Below are 22,952 nucleotides of genomic sequence, written 5' to 3'. Positions count from 1 at the left end.
ACTGTTTACCTGCTTAATCGCCTAGTTCTACTATAATCAATAGTATTCCACTGCCATCGATTAAGTCATCCTAATGAAAACCCTGTTCCAATCCACCATTCTCGCCGTTTCCATTCTCCAACTGGCCGCCTGCGGCAGTAGCAAAGCACCTAAAACCAAAATAAGCAGTATTCAAACTCAGAAAATCAAAATCACCCACATCGGCCGTGATCAGGCCTCTCAAGAGCTGATGTTACACAGCATGAGCCTGATCGGCACACCTTATAAATATGGTGGCAACAGCACGGCTACAGGTTTTGATTGCAGCGGCATGGTACAGTTTGTTTATCAAAACGCTCTCGGCGTACAACTGCCCCGTACCGCACGCGATATGGCTGCGGCCGCCCGCCCTATTTCCCCCAAAAACCTTAAAACGGGAGATTTGGTTTTCTTTAACACCGGCGGCTCCAGTAAATATTCCCACGTTGGCCTTTATATCGGCAACGGCCAATTCATCCACGCGCCCTCAAGCAGAGGAACCATCCGTACCGAACAAATGAACAATCGTTATTTTGCCGACCGTTATGTCGGTGCCGGTACATTTTTCTGATTAGCCCCAAAAACAGAAATTTTATAACACTATTTCAAGCAAAATGCCGCCGGACAAGAAATTTTGTTAGAATATAGCCCGCTCAACAATCACTTTTCTTTATCATTCTATTTTTTATGATAAATCCAAACTAAACACTAGGAGTTTTTAATGTCTTCCCAACTGATTTTGGTATTAAACTGCGGCAGTTCTTCTTTAAAAGGCGCCGTGCTCGACAATGGCAGCGGCGAAGTGATCCTGAGCTGCTTGGCGGAAAAACTAAATCTGCCGGATGCCTACATCACCTTTAAAGCAAACGGCGAAAAACACAAAGTAGAATTAACCCAACAACCCGACCACACCGGTGCCGTAGGCGCTCTGATGGAAGAATTGCAAACCCGCAACCTGGCCGACCGCGTAGCCGCCGTTGGCCACCGTGTAGTAAGCGGCGGCGAAACATACAGCGATTCAATCCTGATTAATGAAGACGTTATAGCCGGTATCGAAAAATGTATCCCGCTGGCACCGCTGCACAACCCTGCCAACCTACTGGGTATCCGCGCCGCACAAACCATTTTCCCCGGTCTGCCCAATGTTGCCGTATTCGATACCGCATTCCACCAAACCATGCCCGAACACGCCTACACTTACGCCGTGCCACGCGAACTTTACCGCAAATACGGCCTGCGTCGTTACGGCTTCCATGGTACCAGCTACCGTTTCGTTGCCGACGAAGCTGCCCGTTTCTTGGGTAAAGACAAAAACAGCCTGCGCATGGTAATCGCCCACCTCGGCAACGGCGCATCTATTGCCGCCGTTCAGAACGGCGAATGCCGCGACACCAGCATGGGCTTAACCCCTTTGGAAGGCTTGGTTATGGGTACCCGCAGCGGCGACATTGATCCTAGCGTATTCTCTTTCCTTGCCCAAAACACCGGCATGACCATCACCGAAATCACTGATTTACTCAATAAAAAATCAGGTCTGCTGGGTATTTCCGAGCTCTCCAGCGACTGCCGTACTATTGAAGAAGAAGCTGCCAAAGGCCATGAAGGCGCAGTGTTGGCACTGGAAATCTTTGCTTACCGTTTGGCCAAATACGTTGCTGGCATGGCTGTTGCGGCAGGTGGCATCGATGCGCTGGTATTCACCGGCGGTATTGGTGAAAACTCAGACGTTATCCGCGCCAAAGTATTGGGCTACCTCGCATTCTTGGGTTTCGACGCAGATGCGGAAGCCAACCAAAAAGCACGCTTCGGCAATGCGGGCGTTATCACCGCCGAGGGCCGCGGCCCCGTAGCAGTTGTAATTCCGACCAACGAAGAGCTGATGATCGCACAAGACACCGCTGCTTTATCTGGTTTGGCATAACCAATTTTTCCTTTGCAAATCCCCTGTTTAAAGCAGGGGATTTTTTATTTTTATCCCCGATACATGATAGCTTATATTAATAAAGCCGGAACACCTGCAATCAGCATATCCTCTGCACCTAAAGCCATCTGAAACAACTAATCCGTCATATATATAACGAAATTGCATTTTATTAAAACAAACCATTCTTTCCCTTTTTCAGACGGCCTCGCTAAAGTAAAGCCCAAATTTCAAGCCATCTGCAAAAGGAAAAAGCCATGTCCGCAAATACCGCACCCGTTTTGCGCTTTATCACAGCCGGCAGCGTTGATGACGGTAAATCCACTCTCATCGGCCGTTTGCTTTACGACAGCAAAACCCTGCTCACCGACCAACTCGAAAAGCTCAACCGGGATGCAGCCGAGGGCCGCAATATAGATTTCGCCAGCCTGACCGACGGCCTCGCCGCCGAACGCGAACAAGGCATTACTATCGATGTTGCCTACCGCTATTTTGCTACCGCCAAGCGTAAATTCATCATTGCCGATACGCCCGGTCACGAACAATACACCCGCAACATGGTAACCGGAGCGTCCACCGCAGATGCTGCGATTATTTTGATTGACGCCACCCGCGTGGACTTTTCCACCTCGCCCGCCGCCTTGCTACCGCAAACAAAACGCCACAGTGCGATTTTAAAACTGCTGGGCTGCCCGAATATCATCGTAGCGGTAAACAAGCTGGATCTGCTTGATTTTGACGAAAACCGTTACCGTGCGATTACCGAATCCTATGCCGCCTTAGCCGCCCAAATCGGCTTACAAGCAACTATCCATTATCTGCCGATTAGCGCATTGCAAGGCGACAATATCGTTTCAACCAGCCCGCATACGCCTTGGTATCAAGGCCAACCGCTGCTGCCGCTGCTCGAGAGTCTGCCCGTCGCCGGCCAAGGCCGTGCCGACTTGCCTGCTCATTTTCCCGTTCAGCGCGTTGCCCGCCAAGACGGCAGCAGCAGTGACGACTTTCGCGGGTATCAAGGCCGCTTGGAGTCTGGCCGCCTGAAAAAAGGCGACGAAGTGATTATACAGCCTTCTGGAAAAAACGCCCGTATCGGCGCAATTTACAACCCGGACGGTGAAACCGAATCCGCCGAAGCAGGTGAAACCCTCACTATCACGCTTGATCAAGACATTGATATTTCCCGTGGCGACAGCATCTTAGCCGCCACCCACACCGCCCGCCCCGGTCAAAACTTTCAGGCGGCCTTATGCTGGTTTGACGAAACGCCGCTCAATCTGCGCCGTAAATATCTGCTGAAACAAGCGACCCAAACTACCGCCGTAAAAATCAATGAAATTTCCTACATTTGGGATGTACATACATTAAGCCATGTGCAGTCCGCCACCGAACTGAAACTAAACGATATCGGCAGCATTAGCCTGAAAACACAGCAACCGCTTACTGCTACCACATATGAAGAAAATCCGGCTACCGGCTCGTTTATCCTGATCGACGAAGCGACACACCACACCGTTGCCGCAGGCATGATCAGCAGCACGCAGGCACAAAGTACATTTGAAATTTAACCGGCTACTATTTGATTGAATGACCGGCAAACACACTCTATTTAAAGATGCCGTCTGAATGTTTCAGACGGCATCTTTTATCGTTTCTAAATATCAGTCGGATAATCCGTATTGGCTATCCCTTTTTGTTACTGACTTTTACCTCAATATTCCGACCATTTTTAGCACCCGGCTTACGCACCATACACCCGGGGTATATAACCAAACTTCATTTACATACAATAAACCATTCTTTCCCTTTTTCAGACGGCCTCGCTAAAGTAAGCATCATCAAAATTCCCTTACTTTACGATTATGTTGCTACTGAAAACCCCGAGCGTACTACCCGGCTTCAAAATCAGCTTCGGCCTAACCGTTTTATGCCTTTCGCTGCTGGTGGTGCTGCCCTTTGCCATGATGGCGGTTCAGGCGGCAGATATCGGTTGGAACGGCTTTTGGCGTACCATTTCCGAGCCAAATGTTTTAGCCGCCGTATGGCTCAGTCTGAAAATGTCTTTTTACGCCATGCTTACCAATATTGTCTTCGGCACATTAGTAGCGTGGGTCTTGGTGCGTTACGACTTTCCCGGCAAAAGCTTGGTCAATGCTTTGGTTGATCTGCCTTTTGCCCTGCCTACCGCAGTAACCGGTATCGCTTTGGCCACTCTCTATGCGCCTAACGGCTGGCTAGGCCGCTGGTTTGTTCCGTTTGATATCAAAATCGCTTTCACACCCATTGGTATTTGGATTGCATTGGTTGTTGTCAGCCTCCCCTTTATCGTGCGGGCGGTACAGCCTGTTTTGGAAGAGCTTTCCGGCGAATATGAAGAAGCCGCCGCCACGTTGGGCGCAAGCCGCTTCACCACGTTCCGCCGCGTACTACTGCCCGAAATCACCCCTGCTCTGCTTACCGGCGCAGGCATGATGTTTGCCCGTGCTACGGGAGAATACGGCTCCGTGATTTTTATTGCCGGCAACATCCCCATGGTGTCGGAAATCTTGCCTCTTATCATTACCGGCAAACTCGAACAATTCGACGTAACCGGCGCCTCGGCAGTAGCCCTATTCATGCTGATGATTTCATTTGTGATTTTATTCGCCCTTAATATCGGCCAATGGGCTTTGAGCAAACGGGCCGGTGCAAAAGCCTAGCTTTTATAAGGCTAAAAAAAGGCCGTCTGAAAATAATAAAGACAAAAAGTAGAGAAACATGAAAACGAATATTTCCAATCCTAACCTAACCGAGTCGAAATGGCTGCGCGGTATCCTGATTGGCACTGCGCTCACCTTTTTACTGCTGATGCTGGTGGTACCGCTGGCCGCCGTATTCTACGAGGCTTTGAAAGGTGGCTGGAACCTTTATCTTCAATCGCTAACCGATCCTGAAGCTTGGTCTGCCATCCGCCTGACATTAATTACCGCAGCCATTGTGGTGCCCGTTAACGCTGTACTAGGCGTAGCCATGGCCTGGCTATTGACCCGTTTCGATTTTCGCGGCAAACAGCTTCTCACTACCTTGCTGGATTTACCGTTTTCCGTGTCGCCCGTTGTTGCCGGTTTGATGTTTGTTCTGCTTTTCGGCGCACACACCGCATTCGGCGGCTGGCTTGAAGCACAAGGCATCCAAATCATTTTTGCCATTCCGGGCATTATTCTGGCCACCCTGTTTGTTACTTTTCCCTTTGTCGCGCGCGAGCTAATTCCGCTGATGCAGGCACAAGGCGACAGCGAAGAGCAAGCCGCACTGATTTTAGGTGCATCCGGCTGGCAGATGTTTTGGCGCATCACCCTGCCCAACATCAAATGGGCGCTGCTGTACGGCATTATCCTGACCAATGCCCGCTCTATGGGCGAATTCGGCGCAGTCAGCGTTGTTTCAGGGCATATCCGCGGCGAAACCAATACCGTGCCGCTGCTGGTCGAAATTTTCTACAACGAATACAACTTTACCGGCGCGTTTGCCTTATCAAGCATCTTGGCACTGCTGGCTTTGGCCACCCTTGCCGTACAAAACATCATCAGCCGCATTCAAGAACGTAAACTTGCCGCCGCCGAAAGGAGCAGCGTATGAGCATCACCATCCAAAATTTGAACAAATCTTTCCAAAACTTTCGTGCGCTCAACAATATCAACCTCAACGTACCTACAGGTAAGCTCACTTCCCTACTGGGCCCTTCCGGTTGCGGAAAAACTACCCTGCTGCGCATTATTGCCGGTTTGGAAAATGCCGACAGCGGCAAAATCCTGTTTGACGGGCAAGACGTTACCGACAAACATGTACGCGAGCGTAAGGTAGGCTTCGTATTCCAACACTACGCTCTGTTCCGTCACATGAACGTATTCGATAATATCGCTTTCGGCCTGACCGTGCTGCCAAAAGCTCAACGCCCGGGTAAAGCCGAAATCCGCGCGCGTGTCGAAGAGCTGCTGCAGCTGGTACAACTTTCCCATTTGGCCAAGTCTTACCCGCACCAGCTATCAGGCGGCCAACGCCAACGCATCGCCTTGGCACGCGCATTGGCAGTCAAGCCGAAATTGTTGCTGCTCGATGAGCCGTTCGGCGCGTTAGATGCCAAAGTACGCAAAGAATTGCGCGTTTGGTTGCGCGATATCCACCACGAGCTGGACATCACCAGTATTTTGGTTACACACGACCAAGAAGAAGCACTGGAAGTATCCGATGAAATCGTTGTGATGAACCACGGCTGCATCGAACAAATAGGCACTGCCGACACACTCTACCGCCGCCCGGCCAATGCTTTCGTTACCGAGTTTCTCGGTGAAACCGATGCCTTCGAAGGGCGTATTGAGAAAGGTGCTTGGACATACAACGGCTTCAAGTGGTCGCTGGATAGCACTGCAGCCTGGCAGGAGCAGACCGCTACCGGCTATATCCGCCCGCACGAATGGACGATTGCCGAAAATGGTAATACCCCGATGCTGCAAGCCCGTATTCAAAAAATCCATGCTGCAGGCGCACTTACCCATCTGACTATGCAACCAATGCACGACAAGCGCGATATCCATGTCAGCTTTGCCGACAGTGAAGTTGCCCACCGCGGTTTGGCAGTCGGACAAGAAATCGCACTCACCCCCAAACAAATTTATATATTCTCGCAAAACGAGCTGATTGATTATTCGATTTAAACAGCCCGTCTTGTTTCAGACGGCCTTCTTTAACAAGGAAGGCCTTTTGTCTTGCTCTCTGCCGACTGCACCCGACCAGTACCAACTGCTTTTGAAATATGAAGTGACACGCCGACAATTAAAACCATCTGCATATCATCGTCAAACCACAAGAGACAGCTTAACAATATCTTTACGATTACATACAGTTACATTTATAATAAATCGGTGAATTTGCAGCAAAACCAGCCAAAATCACGTTTTATACTGCAATTAACTTCAAATTATCCGCGCCTATACGACCAGGAGAAACAATGACCCAACAGAAAGACCAACGCCCCGACAATGTCGAGCTACTAAGCGCGCAGCTGCCGATTACTAATTTCAAAGGGCTGCTGATCACCTTTATTGCCGCTATTGTCAGTTTTTTGATTTATCAGATTCTTCCCTATGAAACAAATGCCAACAAAGGTATCGCCGTATTAATTTTCGTAGCCATCTTATGGTTTACCGAGGCCGTACATATTACCGTGACCGCGCTGATGATTCCGGTATTGGCCGCCATTATCGGCATTCCGGAAATGGATACGAAAACTGCTCTGGCAGGTTTTGCCGATCCGATTATTTATATTTTCTTCGGCGGTTTCGCATTGGCGACAGCCCTGCATATGCAACGTCTCGACCGCAAAATCGCCTTATGGTTGATCTCGCTTTCAGGCGGTAATATGAAAATCGCCATTTTGGCTATTTTCGGCGTTACGGCGTTTCTCTCGATGTGGATCAGCAACACTGCCACGGCAGCCATGATGCTGCCGCTTGCTCTTGGTATGATGGACCACCTAGACCGTGAGAAAGACCGTAAAACGTTTGTTTTTGTCTTACTCGGGATCGCCTATTGCGCTAGCATCGGCGGCCTGGGAACCGTAGTTGGTTCTCCGCCCAATGCAATCGCCGCCAAAGCACTTGATTTGGATTTTGCCGGTTGGATGAAAATGGGTCTGCCCATGATGCTGCTGATTCTGCCGCTGATGTTGATTTCGTTGTTTGTTATCCTACGCCCGAATTTGAGCGAAAAAGTTACCGTTACCAATGAAGAAATTCCTTGGACTCTCCATCGTGTACTAGCCATGTTGATTTTCATTGGTGCGGTTGTTGCGTGGATCTCAGGCGACAAAATTAAAACTGCTTTCGGCATCAGTAATCCTGATACCGTTGTAGCTTTAATTGCCGCAATTGCCGTAGTCGTATTCGGCGTGGCCCGTTGGAAAGAAATTGCCCGCAATACCGATTGGGGCGTATTGATGCTGTTCGGTGGTGGTATCGCACTGAGCAGCCTATTGCAAAAATCAGGCGCTTCATTAGCGCTCGGACAGCAAATTGCAACGACTTTCGTCCTCGCCCATCCTTTAATCGTGATTTTGGCCGTAGCGACTTTTATTATCTTCCTGACCGAATTTACCAGTAATACGGCTTCTGCCGCATTGTTGGTACCGATTTTTGCCAGCATTGCCACCCAAATGGGATTGCCTAAAGAAGTATTGGTATTTGTTATCGGTATCGGTGCTTCATGCGCCTTTATGCTGCCGGTTGCCACTCCGCCTAATGCCATCGTATTTGGCACGGGGTTAATCCAGCAACGCGAAATGATGCGGACAGGGATGCTGCTGAATATCTTATGTATTCTTTTAGTCGGCTTCTGGGCTTACTTTGTTTATGCCTGATTCGTAATGTAAAAAACATGCCGTCTGAAATCGTTCGGACGGCATGTTTTTTTATACGACGGCAAAATGCTTATACTAATTTCAAAAATTGCAGTTCTTCTTCCAAACGCGCTTTACTCCATTTTAACGATACCGCCCACGTTAACAAAGCCAGTGCAGTTTCCAGATTGGCCTTACCGCCATTCACCACACCAGCCCGACGCAAAGCATCACCTTGTGCATAAACCGCCGCGGCATACCCTTGCTGCACTTGGCTGATATTCAACACCAAACCGCCATGCTCGGTAAAAGCCGATACGGCACCAATAAAATCTTCCTCCGCAGGCGCGTTACCATGACCGTAACTTTGCAATATCACGGCTTGGGCATCTGTCTTTGTCAACTGAAATGCCAGTATATGCGAGGAAAACCCAGGCGTTAGCGTATGGCACCACACCTTGGCAGAGGAGTCCAACGAACGGGCAAAAAAACCGCCCCCGCAGTTTTCAGACGGCCTGATATCCAGATTCTGCCAACCTTGCCGCTCCACCCACTCCCCTAGTATGCCAAAATGCGGGTTACCAAAACCTTCAGATGTTTCCGTACTGATTTTACTGCTGCCCACCGCCGCAAAAAGCTTTCCGTTAAATGCTACTGCTACTTCACGCAAATCGGGCAGCTCAAAAGCTGCTACTGCCGTTGCCAAATTGAAAGGCGCATCGCTGCCCTCGCTATCAAACGGCCATTGGGCACCGGTCAATACCACAGGCTTATCCAAATTCTGCAACCCCAAAGCCAGTATATTGGCGGTATAAGCCAGTGTATCCGTTCCGTGCAGTATCAAAATACCGTCATATTGAGGTATCTTATCGGCCAACAAATCCAACCATTGCTGCCAATCAGCCAATGTTACCGCAGACGAATCAATCAAAGGGCTGCAAACATGCCAATCGAAATCAAGGCCGTCTGAAAATGGTTTCAATGCCCTCCCAACCAATGCGGTATCAGGGCGCAAACCCTCGGCACTTTGGCACATGCCGATCGTACCGCCCGTATAAAGTACGAAAATACGCTTTTTCAATGCCATCATCCTTATCCTGAATATGCATATCGGCCTGCGGATCACGCAAGCCGATACCAACCATGCCGATATATGCAATAAGTATCCCGCTACCGCTATCAGCGCGAAATATAACGGTGCACTGCAACCCGGCATATCCCGTTATTGCAAATTATTTCCCGGCTACTTTTTTATTACGCATCAAGCACAGCATATCGGCGGCCACATGCGCAGCAGCAATGGCGGTGATTTCTGCATTATCATAAGCAGGCGATACCTCTACCACATCCATACCGACAATATTCAAATCACCCAACGAGCGTACAATGCTCAAAGCCGTATGCGAATCCAATCCGCCCGGAACAGGCGTACCCGTACCCGGAGCAAAAGCGGGATCAAGGCAGTCGATATCAAAAGTGATATAAACGGGATTATCACCGATAATTTCATAAATCCGTTTTACGGTAGCTTCTGCGCCGTTTTCATTTACCCACGGTGCAAACAGCATATTCATACCCATAAAGTCGCTGTTCCAAGTACGGATACCGACTTGTGCGGAAGTAGCCGGATTAATCAAACCGTCTTTCACTGCTTTATAAAACATCGTACCGTGGTTCAATGATTCGGGATCATCGTCAGGCCAGGTATCGCAATGTGCATCGAAATGCAGCAGGCTGAGCGGCTTACCGTATTTTTCGGCATGTGCCTGCAATAAAGGATATGTAATGAAATGATCGCCACCCAAAGTGAGCATTTTGGCATCACTGTTGGTGATAATATCCAAAGCATGCTGCTTGATGGTTTCGCGTATGCCCCACGGCTTATGCGCATCAAACCAGCAGTCGCCGTAATCAATAACGGCCAAATCATCAAACGGATCAAAACCCCAAGGAAACAAATTCAACTCGGCCAATTGCACGCTGGCCGACCGAATCGCGGCCGGCCCTAAGCGGGCTCCCGGACGAAAAGTCGTTGCCAGATCAAGCGGCACACCTGAAACCACTACATCCGCACCACTCAAATCACGAGTATAACGGCGGCGCATAAACGACAGCGCACCGGCATACGTGTTTTCAATAGTCGAGCCTTTCAACGATTCCCGGCGAAACGCGCCGTCGCCGTAAATTTTTTCAGTCATTGAGATGATCCTTTACTTCTGTTTTATCTTAAATGCATTATACGGAAACCAATTTCCATATCGGCAAATAAGATTTCAAATAGCCCGCTCCCTCATAACAGGAGCATGCAGAATTATTGATGATGTATCGATATCGTACTGTTTGAAGTCTAGGCGGTATAAATGCCGTCTGAAACATTTCAGACGGCATTGTAACAAACAAACTTACTATCGGGCTTTTTTTGCGGCCCGCTCAGCTTTGCGCTTGGCCCGCAGCTCGCTTAAGTGCTGACGGTAAAAACGTAAACGCTGACGCTTTTTCCACCAGAAATAAAGCAATATCGCCACACCTATACCAATTAATACAAACAAACCGGACTGGAATTGATGTACTTTTTCCATAAGCCAATCGGTTTGCTCGGCACCATATGCACCAAGGTATATCCATACAGGAACCGATATCAGGGCGGCAAAGCCATCCATCAGTAAAAAACGGGTATAGGATACTTTGCGGCTGATACCTGCGGTAATATAAATCGGCGTGCGCAATCCGGGTAAAAAACGGGCAACAAACAATACGCGGTTGCCGTATTTATCAAATTTTTCCTGTACCTGTGCATAGCGCTTCGGGGTCATAACCCGGGCAATAAAAGGAACTTTCAAAATACGATGGCCGTAGATGCGACCGGCCGTAAACATCAGTCCGTCCCCCACCAATACTCCCAGCATTCCGATCAAAACCATGATGTGCACATTGGCATAGCCCAGACCAGAAATCACCCCTCCGGCTACCAGTGTTATGTCTTCCGGAATCGGCACGCCGAAACCGCAAGCAACCAGTACGAAAAATACGGCTGCATATCCGTATTGGGTGAAAAAGGCTTCTAATAAGGCTAACATGCAGATCGGATTCCCTGATGAGAAAAGTCAATTCGTTATTATAACGAAGAAACCGGTAACTACAGAAATATTGTACCGATAAACCCTACTAATCGCTAAGGCCTCCCTCGGTACAATATCCGGTTTCCAGACCGCGTTTCAGACGGCCTCAAAACAGCGGCAACTACTGCCCGCTTACTTTTACTTTTTTGTGGCTTTAGTGCCTTGGATTGCTGCCGCAATCCGCTCCGCACCGTGCTTAGCCCAATCGGTTTGGCGCGCCTCTACCATCACACGCACTACAGGCTCTGTACCGGACGCCCGTAACACGACACGTCCTTTACCTTCAAGCTCTTTCTCTACTTCGGCCAATACGTCTTTCGAAGCAGTTTGCCAATCCTGGCCTTTTTGGATGCGTACGTTAATCATGGTTTGAGGAAACGGCTGCCAATCGGCGCATACCGTTGCCAAATCCTGCTCAAGGGTTTTGAGAGCGGCCAGCACTTGCAAAGCCGAAATAATACCGTCTCCGGTATTGTGTTTGTCCATACACAAAATATGGCCGCTGGCTTCACCGCCAATCAACCATCCGCGTTTATGAAGCTGCTCCAAGACATAGCGGTCACCCACTTTAGCACGGGCAAACGGTATACCCTGCTCTTGCAAGGCCAACTCCATCGCCATATTAGTCATTACAGTCCCTACTACGCCACCGATATCAACCCCTTCTTTGGCACGGGCTTTGGCTACTACATAAATTAGGCTGTCGCCGTCGTAGGCTTTCCCGTTTTTATCCACCATAATCAAACGATCGCCGTCACCATCCAATGCAATACCGTAATCGGCTTCGTTTTGCAGAACAGCCGCCTGCAATGCTTTCGGGTGGGTAGCGCCTACTTTTTCGTTGATGTTATAGCCATTTGGCTCGCCACCGATGGTAATGACATGGGCACCCAACTCATGGAATACTTTAGGGGCGACATGGTATCCTGCGCCGTTAGCTGTATCTACTACCAATTTCAGACCACGCAAGTCCATTTGCGAGGGAAAGGTTGATTTACAGAATTCGATATAACGGTCATCCGCACCATTAATACGACGGGCCCGACCCAAACCGGAAGAAGGTTGGGTTTTCATTTCTTCATCCAGCTTGGCTTCGATTTCCAACTCAATCTCATCGCTCAGCTTAACGCCGCCTTCTGCAAAAAATTTAATGCCGTTATCGGAATAAACGTTATGCGAAGCGGAAATCATCACGCCGGCAGAAAGGCGTAAAGCCTTGGTTAAATATGCTACGCCCGGCGTCGGCAGCGGGCCGGTTTGAATCACATTTACACCGGCAGCGGTAAAGCCCGCCACCAATGCCGCTTCCAACATATAGCCTGAAATGCGGGTATCTTTACCGATAATCACAGTCGGCTTTTGTTCGCTATCATGCTGCACCAATACTTGGCCGGCGGCATAACCCAGCTTTAATACAAAATCAGGGGTAATCGGAAATTGGCCGACTTCGCCGCGAACGCCATCGGTACCAAAATATTTTTTCGCCATATTATGGAGTCTCCATTTAATTCAGTAGACATTCTAAATCAGCACAACCAAAGCAGCTAGCGGTTTATCCGCTTTTGCCCCAGGCAGGCATAGTCTTTCCGCTTTTGAAAATACTTCACTATTATCTGCTACTAATCCAAATAAGAAAGCATAATCAGGACAGCTGGCTGCTTGTAGCGTTCAAACGGTTATCTATACGGTTTTTATCCCAATAACCATTACTTATGCCATCTGCAACTGAAATATTTTTTACTGCTAAATCCTATGCCGCTTAAACCTGAAAATTTACTTCTTTGGTTTTATCTGACGGACCGACTATAGACACCTAATGCGCGCCATACGTTCAATGCATCCGAAGTGGCTTTTACGTCATGTACCCTCAGTATTTGGGCGCCGCGTGCGGCAGCAGCCAAAGCAGCCGCAACACTTCCGTAAACCCTAAGCTCCGCATTGCCTTCTCCGGTTAGCTCGCCAATCATTCTTTTTCGAGAAATCCCAACCAGCAACGGTAAATCAATACTGGCTCCTAATTCTTCCAAATGCTCCATCAAAGCAATATTATGCTGCAAAGTTTTACCAAAACCGAACCCCGGATCTGCCACAATTCTATTTTTTGCGATACCGGCCTCCTCACAAATACGAACCCGCTCATCCAAATAAGCGGCCACCTCCGCTACCACATCCTGATAGGTCGGATTTTGCTGCATAGTTTTCGGTTCTCCCTGCATATGCATCAAGCACACGCCTACCTTATCGTACCCTGCCAGCAGATCAACCGCACCTGTATCGGACAATGCCGACACGTCATTAATAATATCTACCCAACCATTTGACAAAGCCCGCTGCATGACAATAGTACGCCGGCTATCCAAGCTAACAGGTACATTCCATTTTGCAACTTCTTCCAATATGGGTTCTACTCGTGTCCATTCTTCCTCTGGCGACACGTAATCCGAACCGGGACGGGTAGACTCGCCGCCTATGTCCAATATATCCGCACCATCCTTAAGCAATTGCTCGGCATGCTTTAAAGATGACTGAATTGATTGCGAATAAACACCGCCGTCTGAAAACGAATCAGGCGTTAAATTCACGATACCCATAATTTTGGTTTCTGCCAAATCGAGAGTAAAACGGTTACATTGCCATTGATAATTTTTCATAGGTTTCTTTTACAAATACATCAAGATAGCGAAAATTAAAACTAAATATGCTTTAATCTTTACTACAACGTCAGGTCTTCGGCGATCGCCACTACATTGATAAAATTTGCATATTATATAATTATGGAAACTACAAACGATACCATATAGGGCATCCGAGTCATTAATAAATATCAAAGTGATGTGATTTTATTTATGGATAACTACTATTTCCTTATAAGTATCAAAATCTTGATTTCTTCCTAGGCCGTCTGAAGCCATTCCTGATCCGACAGGCTAGGTAAAATAATCTATTCATACGCCCATTCAATACCATAAAAAAACAGCAGCCTTTCAAGCTGCTGTTTTGTATTGCCATCAAATTTTATCCGAAGGCTGATGCGGTTGATCTCCATCAGGATTAGGACGCCCTGTCTCAATATCCGCAGAACCTGTTGTAGGTTGTACATGCTCTGAAGACTCAGCCTGCACAGCCTCTTCAGAAGCAGGAGTTTCAACAACTTCTTCAGTACGGATATTATGACTGTAATCTTTAGGCGGGCTGGGCTGTTTACCTGCCATAATTTCCAGCACCTGATCACGATCAATGGTTTCCCAATCCATCAAAGCTTTGGTCATGGTTTCCATTTTATCACGGTTTTCACTCAAGATTTTGTAAGCAACCGCATACTGTTCATCGATAATACGGCGGATTTCGGCATCAACCTGGCGCATAGTCCGCTCGGAGATATTTTGCGAATGAGTTACCGAACGACCCAAAAATACTTCGCTTTCGTTCTCGCCATACACCATCGGCCCCATTTTTTCCGACATACCGTAACGGGTAACCATATCACGCGCAATCTGAGTAGCACGCTCAAAATCGTTAGAAGCCCCTGTCGAAATACGGCCTACATAAATATCTTCGGCAATACGACCGCCAAACAGAATCGAAATCTGATTCAGCATTTGATCTTTATATAGACTGATGCGGTCACGTTCAGGTAACTGCCAAGTCAAACCTAAAGCACGACCACGCGGCATAATGGTAACTTTATGAACAGGATCCGTTCCTTCCAATGTTTCAGCTACGATGGCATGACCTGCCTCATGATAAGCAGTGGCCCGCTTCTCATCTTCGTGCATCACCATCGAACGGCGCTCCGGCCCCATATAGATTTTGTCTTTAGCATCTTCAAAGTCGCTTTGGTCTACTTTGATTTTATTGCGACGGCCTGCAAATAAGGCGGCTTCATTCACTAAGTTGGCCAAATCCGCACCTGAAAAACCCGGGGTACCTTTTGCCAAAGTTTTTAAATCCACAGATTCATCTAGCGGTACTTTTTTCGCATGCACTTTCAAAATCTGCTCACGTCCGCGAATATCCGGCAACGGCACAACTACTTGGCGGTCAAAACGTCCGGGACGTTGCAACGCCGGATCCAACACATCCGGACGGTTGGTAGCAGCAATCACAATAACAGTTTGATTACTTTCGAAACCATCCATTTCAACCAGCAGTTGGTTCAAGGTTTGTTCACGCTCGTCATTACCACCGCCCAAGCCTGCTCCGCGCTGACGGCCTACCGCATCGATTTCATCAATAAAGATAATACACGGCGCATTCTTCTTGGCCTGCTCAAACATATCGCGTACACGGCTGGCACCCACGCCGACAAACATTTCTACGAAATCCGAGCCCGAAATGCTGAAAAACGGTACTTGCGCTTCGCCTGCAATCGCCTTGGCCAGCAAAGTTTTACCGGTACCCGGGCTACCAGCCAGCAAAATGCCTCTTGGCACACGTCCGCCCAAACTTTGGTAACGGTTGGGTGCTTTTAGGTAATCAACAATTTCCTGCACCTCCTCTTTAGCCTCATCGCAACCTGCCACGTCTGCAAAAGTTACCTTATTGTTGTCTTTATCCAGCAACTTGGCGCGGCTCTTGCCGAATGAAAAAGCTCCGCCCTTGCCGCCACCGCCGCTTTGCATGCGCATAAAATAAAACCATGCGCCGATCAGCAGCAATACAGGCAGCAAGCTAAATAGCACGCTAGTAAACATGCTCGGCTTTTCTTCCGGCGTTACCTGCACACGCACTTTTTTCTCTAAAAGCGTAGGAACAAGATTGTCATCCAACGGAGCATTGGTAAAGAAAGGCGTATTGTCGGTACGCTCGCCTTTGATCATATAGCCGCTAACTACCGAACCTTCGATATTGACACTGGCTACTTCACCTTTATTAACTTGTTCGATAAATTGCGAGTATTCGATCTGCTGTTTGTTTTCCTGTTTGTCGGTGATGGCATTGAATGCTGCCATCAAACACACGGCCAAAACCAGCCAGACCAATAAGTTTTTAACGGTATTCCCCACTGAAACAGGCTCCATAAATAGGGTGAAAATGAAAAATGAATTTTAAATCAGGGCAGGTGCATTGTCAGCGTTTATTTTTACCTAATAGATAAATCTCACTGGAACGATTGCGTGAAGCTTCGGGCTTGCGCGTCTGTACTGTAGTGAAAACTTTCTTCATTTCCGACAGATACTCCTGATAACCGGCACCTTGAAATACTTTAACCAAAAACGTACCGCCAGGCTTCAGGTGGTTGGCCGCAAAATCCAAGGCCAACTCGCACAAGTAGAAGCTACGGGCCTGATCCGTTACTGCATTGCCCGACATATTGGGGGCCATATCGCAAATTACAAGGTCTAGCGGCCTCCCCGCAAGTAAAGATTCGAACTCCGCCAATACGGATTCTTCACGAAAATCACCTTGGATAAACGATACGCCGTCAATCTGTTCCATCGGCAAAATATCCAAAGCAAAAACTTCACCGCCTTGGCCGACCAGTTTGGCTGCTACCTGAGACCAACTACCCGGAGCGCTACCCAAATCTGCCAATACTGTACCCGGCTTGATCAACTTATCTTTTTCATTGATTTCCAAAAGTTTGTAAGCCGCGCGCGCACGATAGCCATCTTTTTGCGCCATATGCACATAGTGATCGTTCACATGCTCGTTGAGCCAAGCTTTGGAGGATTTCGAACGGACTGCCATAAAGCCATATTGAAAAACAAAAGAGTGCTATTGTACGTTATTTTCTGCACGAAAGGCTGCAATTCGCGTAAAATAAGAATTTATTTATTTGATTTAAAGTAGTTCATCATGACAGACAAGCTCAGCCATAAAGAAATTTTGGCGCTTAAAGCCCGTGCCCACCACCTGAATCCGGTAGTAATGATCGGCCAAAACGGCCTTACCGAATCGGTTATTAAAGAAACCGATGCGGCGCTCACCGCGCACGAATTGATTAAAGTACGTGTTTTGGGTGATGACCGCAGCGAACGTATCGAAATGTGCGAAGCTCTTTGCGAAGCCGTAGATGCTCAGCTAGTTCAGCATATTGGCAAATTACTGGTTTTATGGCGTAAAAATATTGAAGCTTAAAGAGTAACCCTATCTTGAATTACAAAGGCCGTCTGAAAATTTTCAGACGGCCTTTGTTTAATACCCAAATCTAGCTTAATGCCATTCCAAGCGTAACATACGAAATACCAATCCGAAAGCCAATATACTGCAAACCATATAAATCACGCTCGAAGTGCCGTGCCATTGTCCGAAGCTCCCTCCTACCAGAGAAAGCAGCCAATTGGTTGTTCCCGCCTTATGCGCTTCAATTACCGGCGTAACCAAAAATTGATTTATCGCCAACAAAGCCAGCAACAGCAAAACGAATTTATTGGTTTTGGTACGGATTAGGCTTCGGCTCAATTCATGACGGCCTATAAAATAAATTAACAACCATACCGCCAAACCACTATAGGCCACGACATTAAACATACTTCCGGCCATAGCTCCGGCTTCCATTTTCGTCATATGAGAAAACAGCACCGGTACGGCCAGATAACCTATACCCAATTGCAAGCCCAACCATGCACCTGCCAACACTGCTGCCAGTTTATTCATTCCTACCTCATTTTATAATTTGCTTATCGTATGTCTGCCTGTATACGCTGAGCCTGCCCTTACTGTCAAACGTTTAAGACAAAGCAAAGGTTTATCCGGATAAACGTTCCTCTTAGTGCAAATATTACCACAGTAAATATATGAGGATACCGTATATTTACCCAGCCAGATCATCCTATCTGCCACATAATCCAACCAATAATCTTTGTACCCTTGTTTTAAAATGTTTTTACAAATTAGAATCGGAAAACAAAGGCACCGGATCCAATTCTATTAAATCCGATGCCCTCAATCATTAATAACACAGCAAGCAATTCTGTAAAATACAATTAAATGTATTCAACACTCACAATATCATACTCGCGCACACCGCTCGGAGCTTGTACTTCAGCCACATCACCCTCTTCTTTACCAATCAGAGCTCGTGCAATCGGCGAGCCGACAGAAATTTTATTTTCTTTAATATCTGCCTCATCTTCACCCACAATTTGATAACGAACGCGCTCTTCGGTTTCTAAGTCTTCTAAAGTCACCGTTGCGCCAAAAACCACCTTGCCTTCGGCATGGATTTCGGCCGGGTTGATAATATGCGCCATCGAGAGCTTACCCTCTACCTCAGCGATCCGCCCCTCGATAAAACCTTGGCGCTCTTTAGCAGCCTCATATTCGGCATTCTCAGACAAATCACCATGTGAACGGGCCTCGGCAATGGCTTCGATGACAGCAGGTCGGGCCACACTTTTAAGGTGCTGCAATTCGGCTTTCAGCAATTCGGCACCGCGTACGGTCAACGGAATTTTCTGCATTTCTTCTTCTCCAAAAGAGCGGCACACCCGCCCTGTTTTTTAATATAAAAACGCAAGCCGCCCGAATTGCGGCGGCTTGCTTGTTGCTTTCAAATATAGTGCTTATTGTATCAAAGATAGCCAAAATAGCAACCGTTGCAATCTAATTTTAATGACATGGTAAAGCCGTTTACTTTATAGATTTGCACCTTTCCAAACAAAATTTTCGTAAGTTGGATAAGAATACCAAATCTAGGAAACGCAGTATCCTATTTCAATGTCCATTCATTCGCCCTACATCAACTTTTAGACATTCCGGTTTACTATTATATGTATATTGAGAGTGTTAAAAAAACATCACCCAGAATCTCCGTCTTACAGATGGCACTCGACACCCATCTATAAAAATACGTCGTAATAAAAATAATTCAAAAATAATGATATACTGCTAATCAGCAACATTTATCTGATGCTCAAATGCAATAAATGCTGTGATCATCGCCTGCCAAACGGCTTCTGCCACATCAGGTGCCAAGCCTACTACTTCTGCTTGCTCACGCCGTTTTGCAATCACTTGTGCGACGCGGTCAGGGGCTGCAACAGCCATAGGATTATTCTTTGGCTTTATCTCACCCGCACGCTTTACATATTTTTGACGCTCGGCAAGCAACGTAATCAGCTTCGCATCAATCACATCAATCTGCGCACGAATCTCTTCCAAGGTGTTCATTTGTTCTGCCGACATTCTTCACTCCTTTATTTAACTCGTTTCAAGAGAGCCATAAAAATTTTATGCTTTATTTCCTTTGTCGGCATAATACCGCTTCATACCACTTCCAGAAGACTCTTATCAAATTAATACTACACTTCTCACAAGCATTGATTGGAAGTATGATCCTAAGCCGTCATTTTGGCTACACAATGCTATTTTATTGGTAACACAAAGGGAGCTGATGACTTATTTTTATTACGTGAGGTATTAAGATAAATTGGTAATAAGCAATCCATTTATAATTAATTTAGAGGGGAGAAGCCTTGTTACCAGAATATCTGATTTGGTTGATCAATCACTCAACGATGGCAAAACGCTATTTTGCCTCCGTTTCGCGTGGAACGTCCTTTTCCTTTTAACACTTGGTGGTTGTTGCCAACGGTTTACGCGGTACCTACCGTCCGCCACAATATCGCCATGTAATGCTGCCGCTGATTGTGTTAGCGCGTTTTGATGCGATTTTATCCCCGCATACGGATACGATGAAAGCCTTGTTTGATGCAGACCGTAAGAAGCCTGAAAAAGAACGGTTTTCGCAAAAAATACTGGATAAAAAACTCACCGAAATTGTAGGTAAAGACCGCAAGCAAACTCTTTACAACACCAGTGGGTTTAACCTTACTCATTTACTGGACGACCCTGACCATATTCGAGCAAACCTAATTCAATACCGAGTTAGCCGTAGAATCGCGAAGTTGATTTATAAAAATGTACGTTCGGTGTAATAAATGGTTTGAAATGTAAGAAAGAAAAAACGGAAGCCTTGCTTCCGTTTTTTCTTTCTATACACTCAGAACGGAATATCATCATCAATATCATCGATCGGAGCGGCAGGCGTTGCTGGGGCTTGGCGGCGCGGTGCTGCCGGTGGGGCTGCCGGGGCTTCCTGCTGGTAAGCAGGCGGTGCGCTTTGGTAATGATTTTGAGAAGGCGCCGATTGATAACTACCTTGATCCGCATATTCGGCAGAACTCCCGCCGCTGCGCGAGCCGAGCATTTTCATTTCGCTTGCAATAATATCGTATGCAGTGCGTTCAATGCCGTCTTTACCTTGATATTTCCGGCTTTGAATGCGGCCTTCAATATACACTTGACTGCCTTTGCGTAAATATTGGCCCGCAATTTCGGCCAAGCGGCGATACATAGTGATATTGTGCCACTCTGTTCGTTCTTGACGCTGGCCGTTACGGTCGTTCCAAGTTTCGCTGGTTGCGATACTAAAATTACATACGGCCTCGCCGTTGGGCATATAGCGCACTTCTGGGTCGCGGCCAAGGTTACCGATTAAAATCACTTTATTTAATGACATTTTCTACTCCTGAAATTATTTGGTTGGCCGCTGCCTCGTCAAAACCTTTTTGCAGTGCCTTGATATACACGGTTTGTTTGTCGGCACTGAAACTCACGGCCTCTACACCGTCAAGCGTATTTAATGCAGAGTGTAAAGCGTCTTCACGCCCCTGCCAAGCTGCTGGTACACCGAACGCAATATTTTTTACCGGCTTTGGGGCAGGCGCGGTAGCCGCCACCCAGAGCCATAACAACATTAAGCCGATACAGAATGCGAATATACCGCCGAAACCGAAGTATTGGAACAATACGCCGCCGGCTGCTCCGCCAACAAACAAACCGACAGACTGTAAGGTATTATAAACACCCATAGCCGTGCCTTTTAAATCAGACGGAGCGATTTTCGATACTAGAGACGGCAGGCTGGCTTCCAACACATTGAAGCCGATAAAATACACCACTAAAGCCAAAGCAATCCACCACAATGACGATAAGCCGAGCCAAAGCGCCAATTGCGCGGCTGTTATACATGCGATACCTAATATAAATATCTGTTTGAGCTTATTGCGCGTTTCGCCGACTATAATCAACGGCACCATCACAATCAAACCGATAACGGTAGCAGGAAGATACACCTGCCAATGCTGTACCTTATCCAGACCTTGCGCCACCATGGCAAACGGTAACGAAGTAAACAATGCCATTTGTGCGGCATGAAGTGCGAAAATACCAAAGTTCAGGCGCAATAACTGCCCGTTTTTCAATACCTCTCCCAAGCGCCCGGGTTGGGCTTGCGCGTCTTCATGCAGTTTTGAGCGGACAGGATCAGGAGTTATAAACGCCACTACAGCGATGCTGATCAAGGTCAGCACGGCCGTCAGTAAAAATAAGCCGGGCACCCCTATCCAACGGGTTAGCAGCGGAGCGACCGCCAAGCTGAATGAAAATGTCAAACCAATGCTCAAGCCTATCATGGCCATGGCACGGGTACGGACTTCCTCACGCGTCAGATCGGCTACTAAAGCCGTTACCGCTGCGCTCACTGCTCCCGCCCCCTGCACCGCACGGGCTAAAACCAGCATTTCCAAACTATTTGCAACGGCAGCCATAAAGCTGCCTGCTGCAAACACCAGCAAGCCCGCATAAATCACCTTTTTCCGGCCGAAACGGTCAGAGGCCATCCCTAAGGGCAGTTGCATTACCGCCTGGGTCAAGCCATACGCCCCCATGGCCAAACCAATCAATACTTTATTATTTTCCACCCCGGGCAAAGTAGCCGCATACAGAGCAAGAACAGGTAAAACCAAAAACATGCCCAGCATACGTAAAGCATAAACTCCCGCTAAAGAGCTGCTGGCGCGCCATTCTTCGGGAAACATTTGGGTGCGGTTTTGTTTGACCATGATATAAAACAAAAGCGGCAAAGGCCGTCTGAAAATTTTTCAATGTAATCGGCGATTATACAACGATTACCCCGATCTTTCAGACGGCATATAAAATTTTACCCATTTAAAAATACCTTTCGAGTAATCCCTCAAATACAGCATCTGCGAATGCTTGCAGCAACTGATACTGTTGGTATAATGATTTGCAACACTTGATAAAAGGACAACCTTGGTATGTTTAAACGCCCTGAAGAACTGATTATGGCCGTATTGGCGGCATTGTGGGTAGCGCTAACCTACTTTATCGCCGACTATTTCGGTGCGCCCACGCACACCACGCTTTTAATCAGCCTGCTCACTTTGGTTTGGGCAGTTGTATTTTTTATTTTGTGGCAGCGCAATCTAACCCGACTGATTTGGCCGATATTCTTGGGTTTGCTTGCCGCCTGCTGGTGGCCTTATCTGGATTGGATAGCTATCCGCGATATCGTTGTTCCCGGTGCAACCACCGATACTATCGTTATCGCAAAACCTTGGTACGCTACTTGGACATTTAAAAGTATTTTAGCCGTAGTTCCGGTATTAATCGGTTACGGTATCAAATGGAAACTCAACCGAAAAGCGCCTGTTTCGCAAATTCCGTAACTAACTTCAAATAAATTTCACATACGGCCGGGTAAAAACCCGGT

At 47.4% G+C, this 22,952-nt stretch carries 22 protein-coding genes; 10 read left to right on the top strand and 12 right to left on the bottom strand.

Translation table 11 applies throughout. The annotated features are described in order from the left end of the window. Window positions 1-73: 73 nt before the first annotated feature. The 7 genes from ACEPPX_RS08905 (at window position 74) to ACEPPX_RS08875 (ending at window position 8,333) form a co-directional block, all read left to right on the top strand. Entirely contained in the window at window positions 74-589 is a 516-nt protein-coding gene (locus ACEPPX_RS08905) for a C40 family peptidase (RefSeq protein WP_416623727.1), read from the top strand. 150 nt (window positions 590-739) lie between these two features. Next, window positions 740-1,939: an acetate kinase gene (locus ACEPPX_RS08900; protein ID WP_416623726.1), complete on the top strand. Its 1,200-nt coding sequence runs from the start codon at window positions 740-742 to the stop codon at window positions 1,937-1,939. A gap of 257 nt (window positions 1,940-2,196) precedes the next feature. Beyond that, window positions 2,197-3,507, top strand: a complete 1,311-nt coding sequence (locus ACEPPX_RS08895) for a sulfate adenylyltransferase subunit 1 (protein ID WP_416623725.1) — start codon at window positions 2,197-2,199, stop codon at window positions 3,505-3,507. Between the two features lie 294 nt (window positions 3,508-3,801). Further along, window positions 3,802-4,638: a sulfate ABC transporter permease subunit CysT gene (gene cysT, locus ACEPPX_RS08890; RefSeq protein WP_416623724.1), complete on the top strand. Its 837-nt coding sequence runs from the start codon at window positions 3,802-3,804 to the stop codon at window positions 4,636-4,638. A 58-nt stretch (window positions 4,639-4,696) separates the two neighbouring features. Next, window positions 4,697-5,557, top strand: a complete 861-nt coding sequence (gene cysW / locus ACEPPX_RS08885) for a sulfate ABC transporter permease subunit CysW (protein ID WP_047761701.1) — start codon at window positions 4,697-4,699, stop codon at window positions 5,555-5,557. Then, window positions 5,554-6,633: a sulfate/molybdate ABC transporter ATP-binding protein gene (locus ACEPPX_RS08880; protein WP_416623723.1), complete on the top strand. Its 1,080-nt coding sequence runs from the start codon at window positions 5,554-5,556 to the stop codon at window positions 6,631-6,633. Before cysW ends, ACEPPX_RS08880 begins: the two co-directional genes overlap by 4 nt. A 293-nt stretch (window positions 6,634-6,926) precedes the next feature. Next, window positions 6,927-8,333, top strand: coding sequence for an SLC13 family permease (locus ACEPPX_RS08875; protein ID WP_416623722.1), 1,407 nt, complete (start codon window positions 6,927-6,929; stop codon window positions 8,331-8,333). Between the two features lie 70 nt (window positions 8,334-8,403). On the opposite strand, the gene ACEPPX_RS08870 is transcribed toward ACEPPX_RS08875, so the two are convergent. The 7 genes from ACEPPX_RS08870 to ACEPPX_RS08840 form a co-directional block, all read right to left on the bottom strand. Next, window positions 8,404-9,393: an asparaginase gene (locus ACEPPX_RS08870; RefSeq protein WP_416623730.1), complete on the bottom strand. Its 990-nt coding sequence runs from the start codon at window positions 9,391-9,393 to the stop codon at window positions 8,404-8,406. Between the two features lie 151 nt (window positions 9,394-9,544). Then, window positions 9,545-10,510: an agmatinase gene (gene speB / locus ACEPPX_RS08865; protein WP_416623721.1), complete on the bottom strand. Its 966-nt coding sequence runs from the start codon at window positions 10,508-10,510 to the stop codon at window positions 9,545-9,547. Between the two features lie 207 nt (window positions 10,511-10,717). After that, entirely contained in the window at window positions 10,718-11,389 is a 672-nt protein-coding gene (locus ACEPPX_RS08860) for a DedA family protein (RefSeq protein WP_047761705.1), read from the bottom strand. A gap of 180 nt (window positions 11,390-11,569) precedes the next feature. Next, window positions 11,570-12,919 (bottom strand): phosphoglucosamine mutase, encoded by a 1,350-nt coding sequence (gene glmM / locus ACEPPX_RS08855; RefSeq protein WP_047761706.1) that lies wholly within the window; start codon window positions 12,917-12,919, stop codon window positions 11,570-11,572. A 299-nt stretch (window positions 12,920-13,218) separates the two neighbouring features. Further along, window positions 13,219-14,082: a dihydropteroate synthase gene (gene folP / locus ACEPPX_RS08850; protein WP_416623720.1), complete on the bottom strand. Its 864-nt coding sequence runs from the start codon at window positions 14,080-14,082 to the stop codon at window positions 13,219-13,221. Window positions 14,083-14,439: 357 nt separating this feature from the next. After that, complete coding sequence (ftsH, locus tag ACEPPX_RS08845) at window positions 14,440-16,437, bottom strand: ATP-dependent zinc metalloprotease FtsH (protein WP_082131269.1); 1,998 nt, start codon at window positions 16,435-16,437, stop codon at window positions 14,440-14,442. Between the two features lie 64 nt (window positions 16,438-16,501). Continuing rightward, on the bottom strand, window positions 16,502-17,122 hold the full coding sequence (locus ACEPPX_RS08840) for an RlmE family RNA methyltransferase (RefSeq protein ID WP_416623719.1): 621 nt from the start codon (window positions 17,120-17,122) through the stop codon (window positions 16,502-16,504). A 108-nt stretch (window positions 17,123-17,230) separates the two neighbouring features. Here ACEPPX_RS08840 and yhbY point away from each other — a divergent pair, with 108 nt between their 5' ends. Beyond that, the gene (gene yhbY / locus ACEPPX_RS08835) at window positions 17,231-17,512 is read left to right on the top strand and encodes a ribosome assembly RNA-binding protein YhbY (RefSeq protein ID WP_047761710.1); all 282 of its coding nucleotides are present in this window, start codon (window positions 17,231-17,233) and stop codon (window positions 17,510-17,512) included. 75 nt (window positions 17,513-17,587) lie between these two features. Here the strand turns inward: yhbY and ACEPPX_RS08830 are convergent, their stop codons facing one another. From ACEPPX_RS08830 to ACEPPX_RS08820, 3 genes are all read right to left on the bottom strand, one after another. Then, on the bottom strand, window positions 17,588-18,031 hold the full coding sequence (locus ACEPPX_RS08830; RefSeq protein ID WP_047761711.1) for a DUF4149 domain-containing protein: 444 nt from the start codon (window positions 18,029-18,031) through the stop codon (window positions 17,588-17,590). A 329-nt stretch (window positions 18,032-18,360) separates the two neighbouring features. Further along, entirely contained in the window at window positions 18,361-18,837 is a 477-nt protein-coding gene (gene greA / locus ACEPPX_RS08825) for a transcription elongation factor GreA (protein ID WP_047761728.1), read from the bottom strand. A gap of 427 nt (window positions 18,838-19,264) precedes the next feature. Further along, window positions 19,265-19,561 (bottom strand): chorismate mutase, encoded by a 297-nt coding sequence (locus ACEPPX_RS08820; protein WP_047761712.1) that lies wholly within the window; start codon window positions 19,559-19,561, stop codon window positions 19,265-19,267. Between the two features lie 392 nt (window positions 19,562-19,953). Here ACEPPX_RS08820 and ACEPPX_RS08815 point away from each other — a divergent pair, with 392 nt between their 5' ends. Next, on the top strand, window positions 19,954-20,313 hold the full coding sequence (locus tag ACEPPX_RS08815) for a type I restriction-modification system subunit M N-terminal domain-containing protein (protein ID WP_047761713.1): 360 nt from the start codon (window positions 19,954-19,956) through the stop codon (window positions 20,311-20,313). A 65-nt stretch (window positions 20,314-20,378) separates the two neighbouring features. Here the strand turns inward: ACEPPX_RS08815 and ACEPPX_RS08810 are convergent, their stop codons facing one another. Beyond that, entirely contained in the window at window positions 20,379-20,897 is a 519-nt protein-coding gene (locus tag ACEPPX_RS08810) for a single-stranded DNA-binding protein (RefSeq protein WP_047761714.1), read from the bottom strand. Further along, entirely contained in the window at window positions 20,884-22,281 is a 1,398-nt protein-coding gene (locus ACEPPX_RS08805) for an MFS transporter (protein ID WP_416623718.1), read from the bottom strand. Before ACEPPX_RS08805 ends, ACEPPX_RS08810 begins: the two co-directional genes overlap by 14 nt. A 216-nt stretch (window positions 22,282-22,497) precedes the next feature. On the opposite strand from ACEPPX_RS08805, the gene ACEPPX_RS08800 reads away from it, so the two are divergent. Then, on the top strand, window positions 22,498-22,908 hold the full coding sequence (locus ACEPPX_RS08800) for a hypothetical protein (RefSeq protein WP_416623717.1): 411 nt from the start codon (window positions 22,498-22,500) through the stop codon (window positions 22,906-22,908). Window positions 22,909-22,952: the final 44 nt, after the last annotated feature.

It is taken from the genome of Neisseria sp. S1 (assembly GCF_048060015.1).
GTDB classification, from domain to species: domain Bacteria; phylum Pseudomonadota; class Gammaproteobacteria; order Burkholderiales; family Neisseriaceae; genus Neisseria; species Neisseria arctica.
The sequence above is the reverse complement of the archived record's forward strand: the minus strand, read 5'-3'. Positions and strand labels throughout refer to the sequence as shown.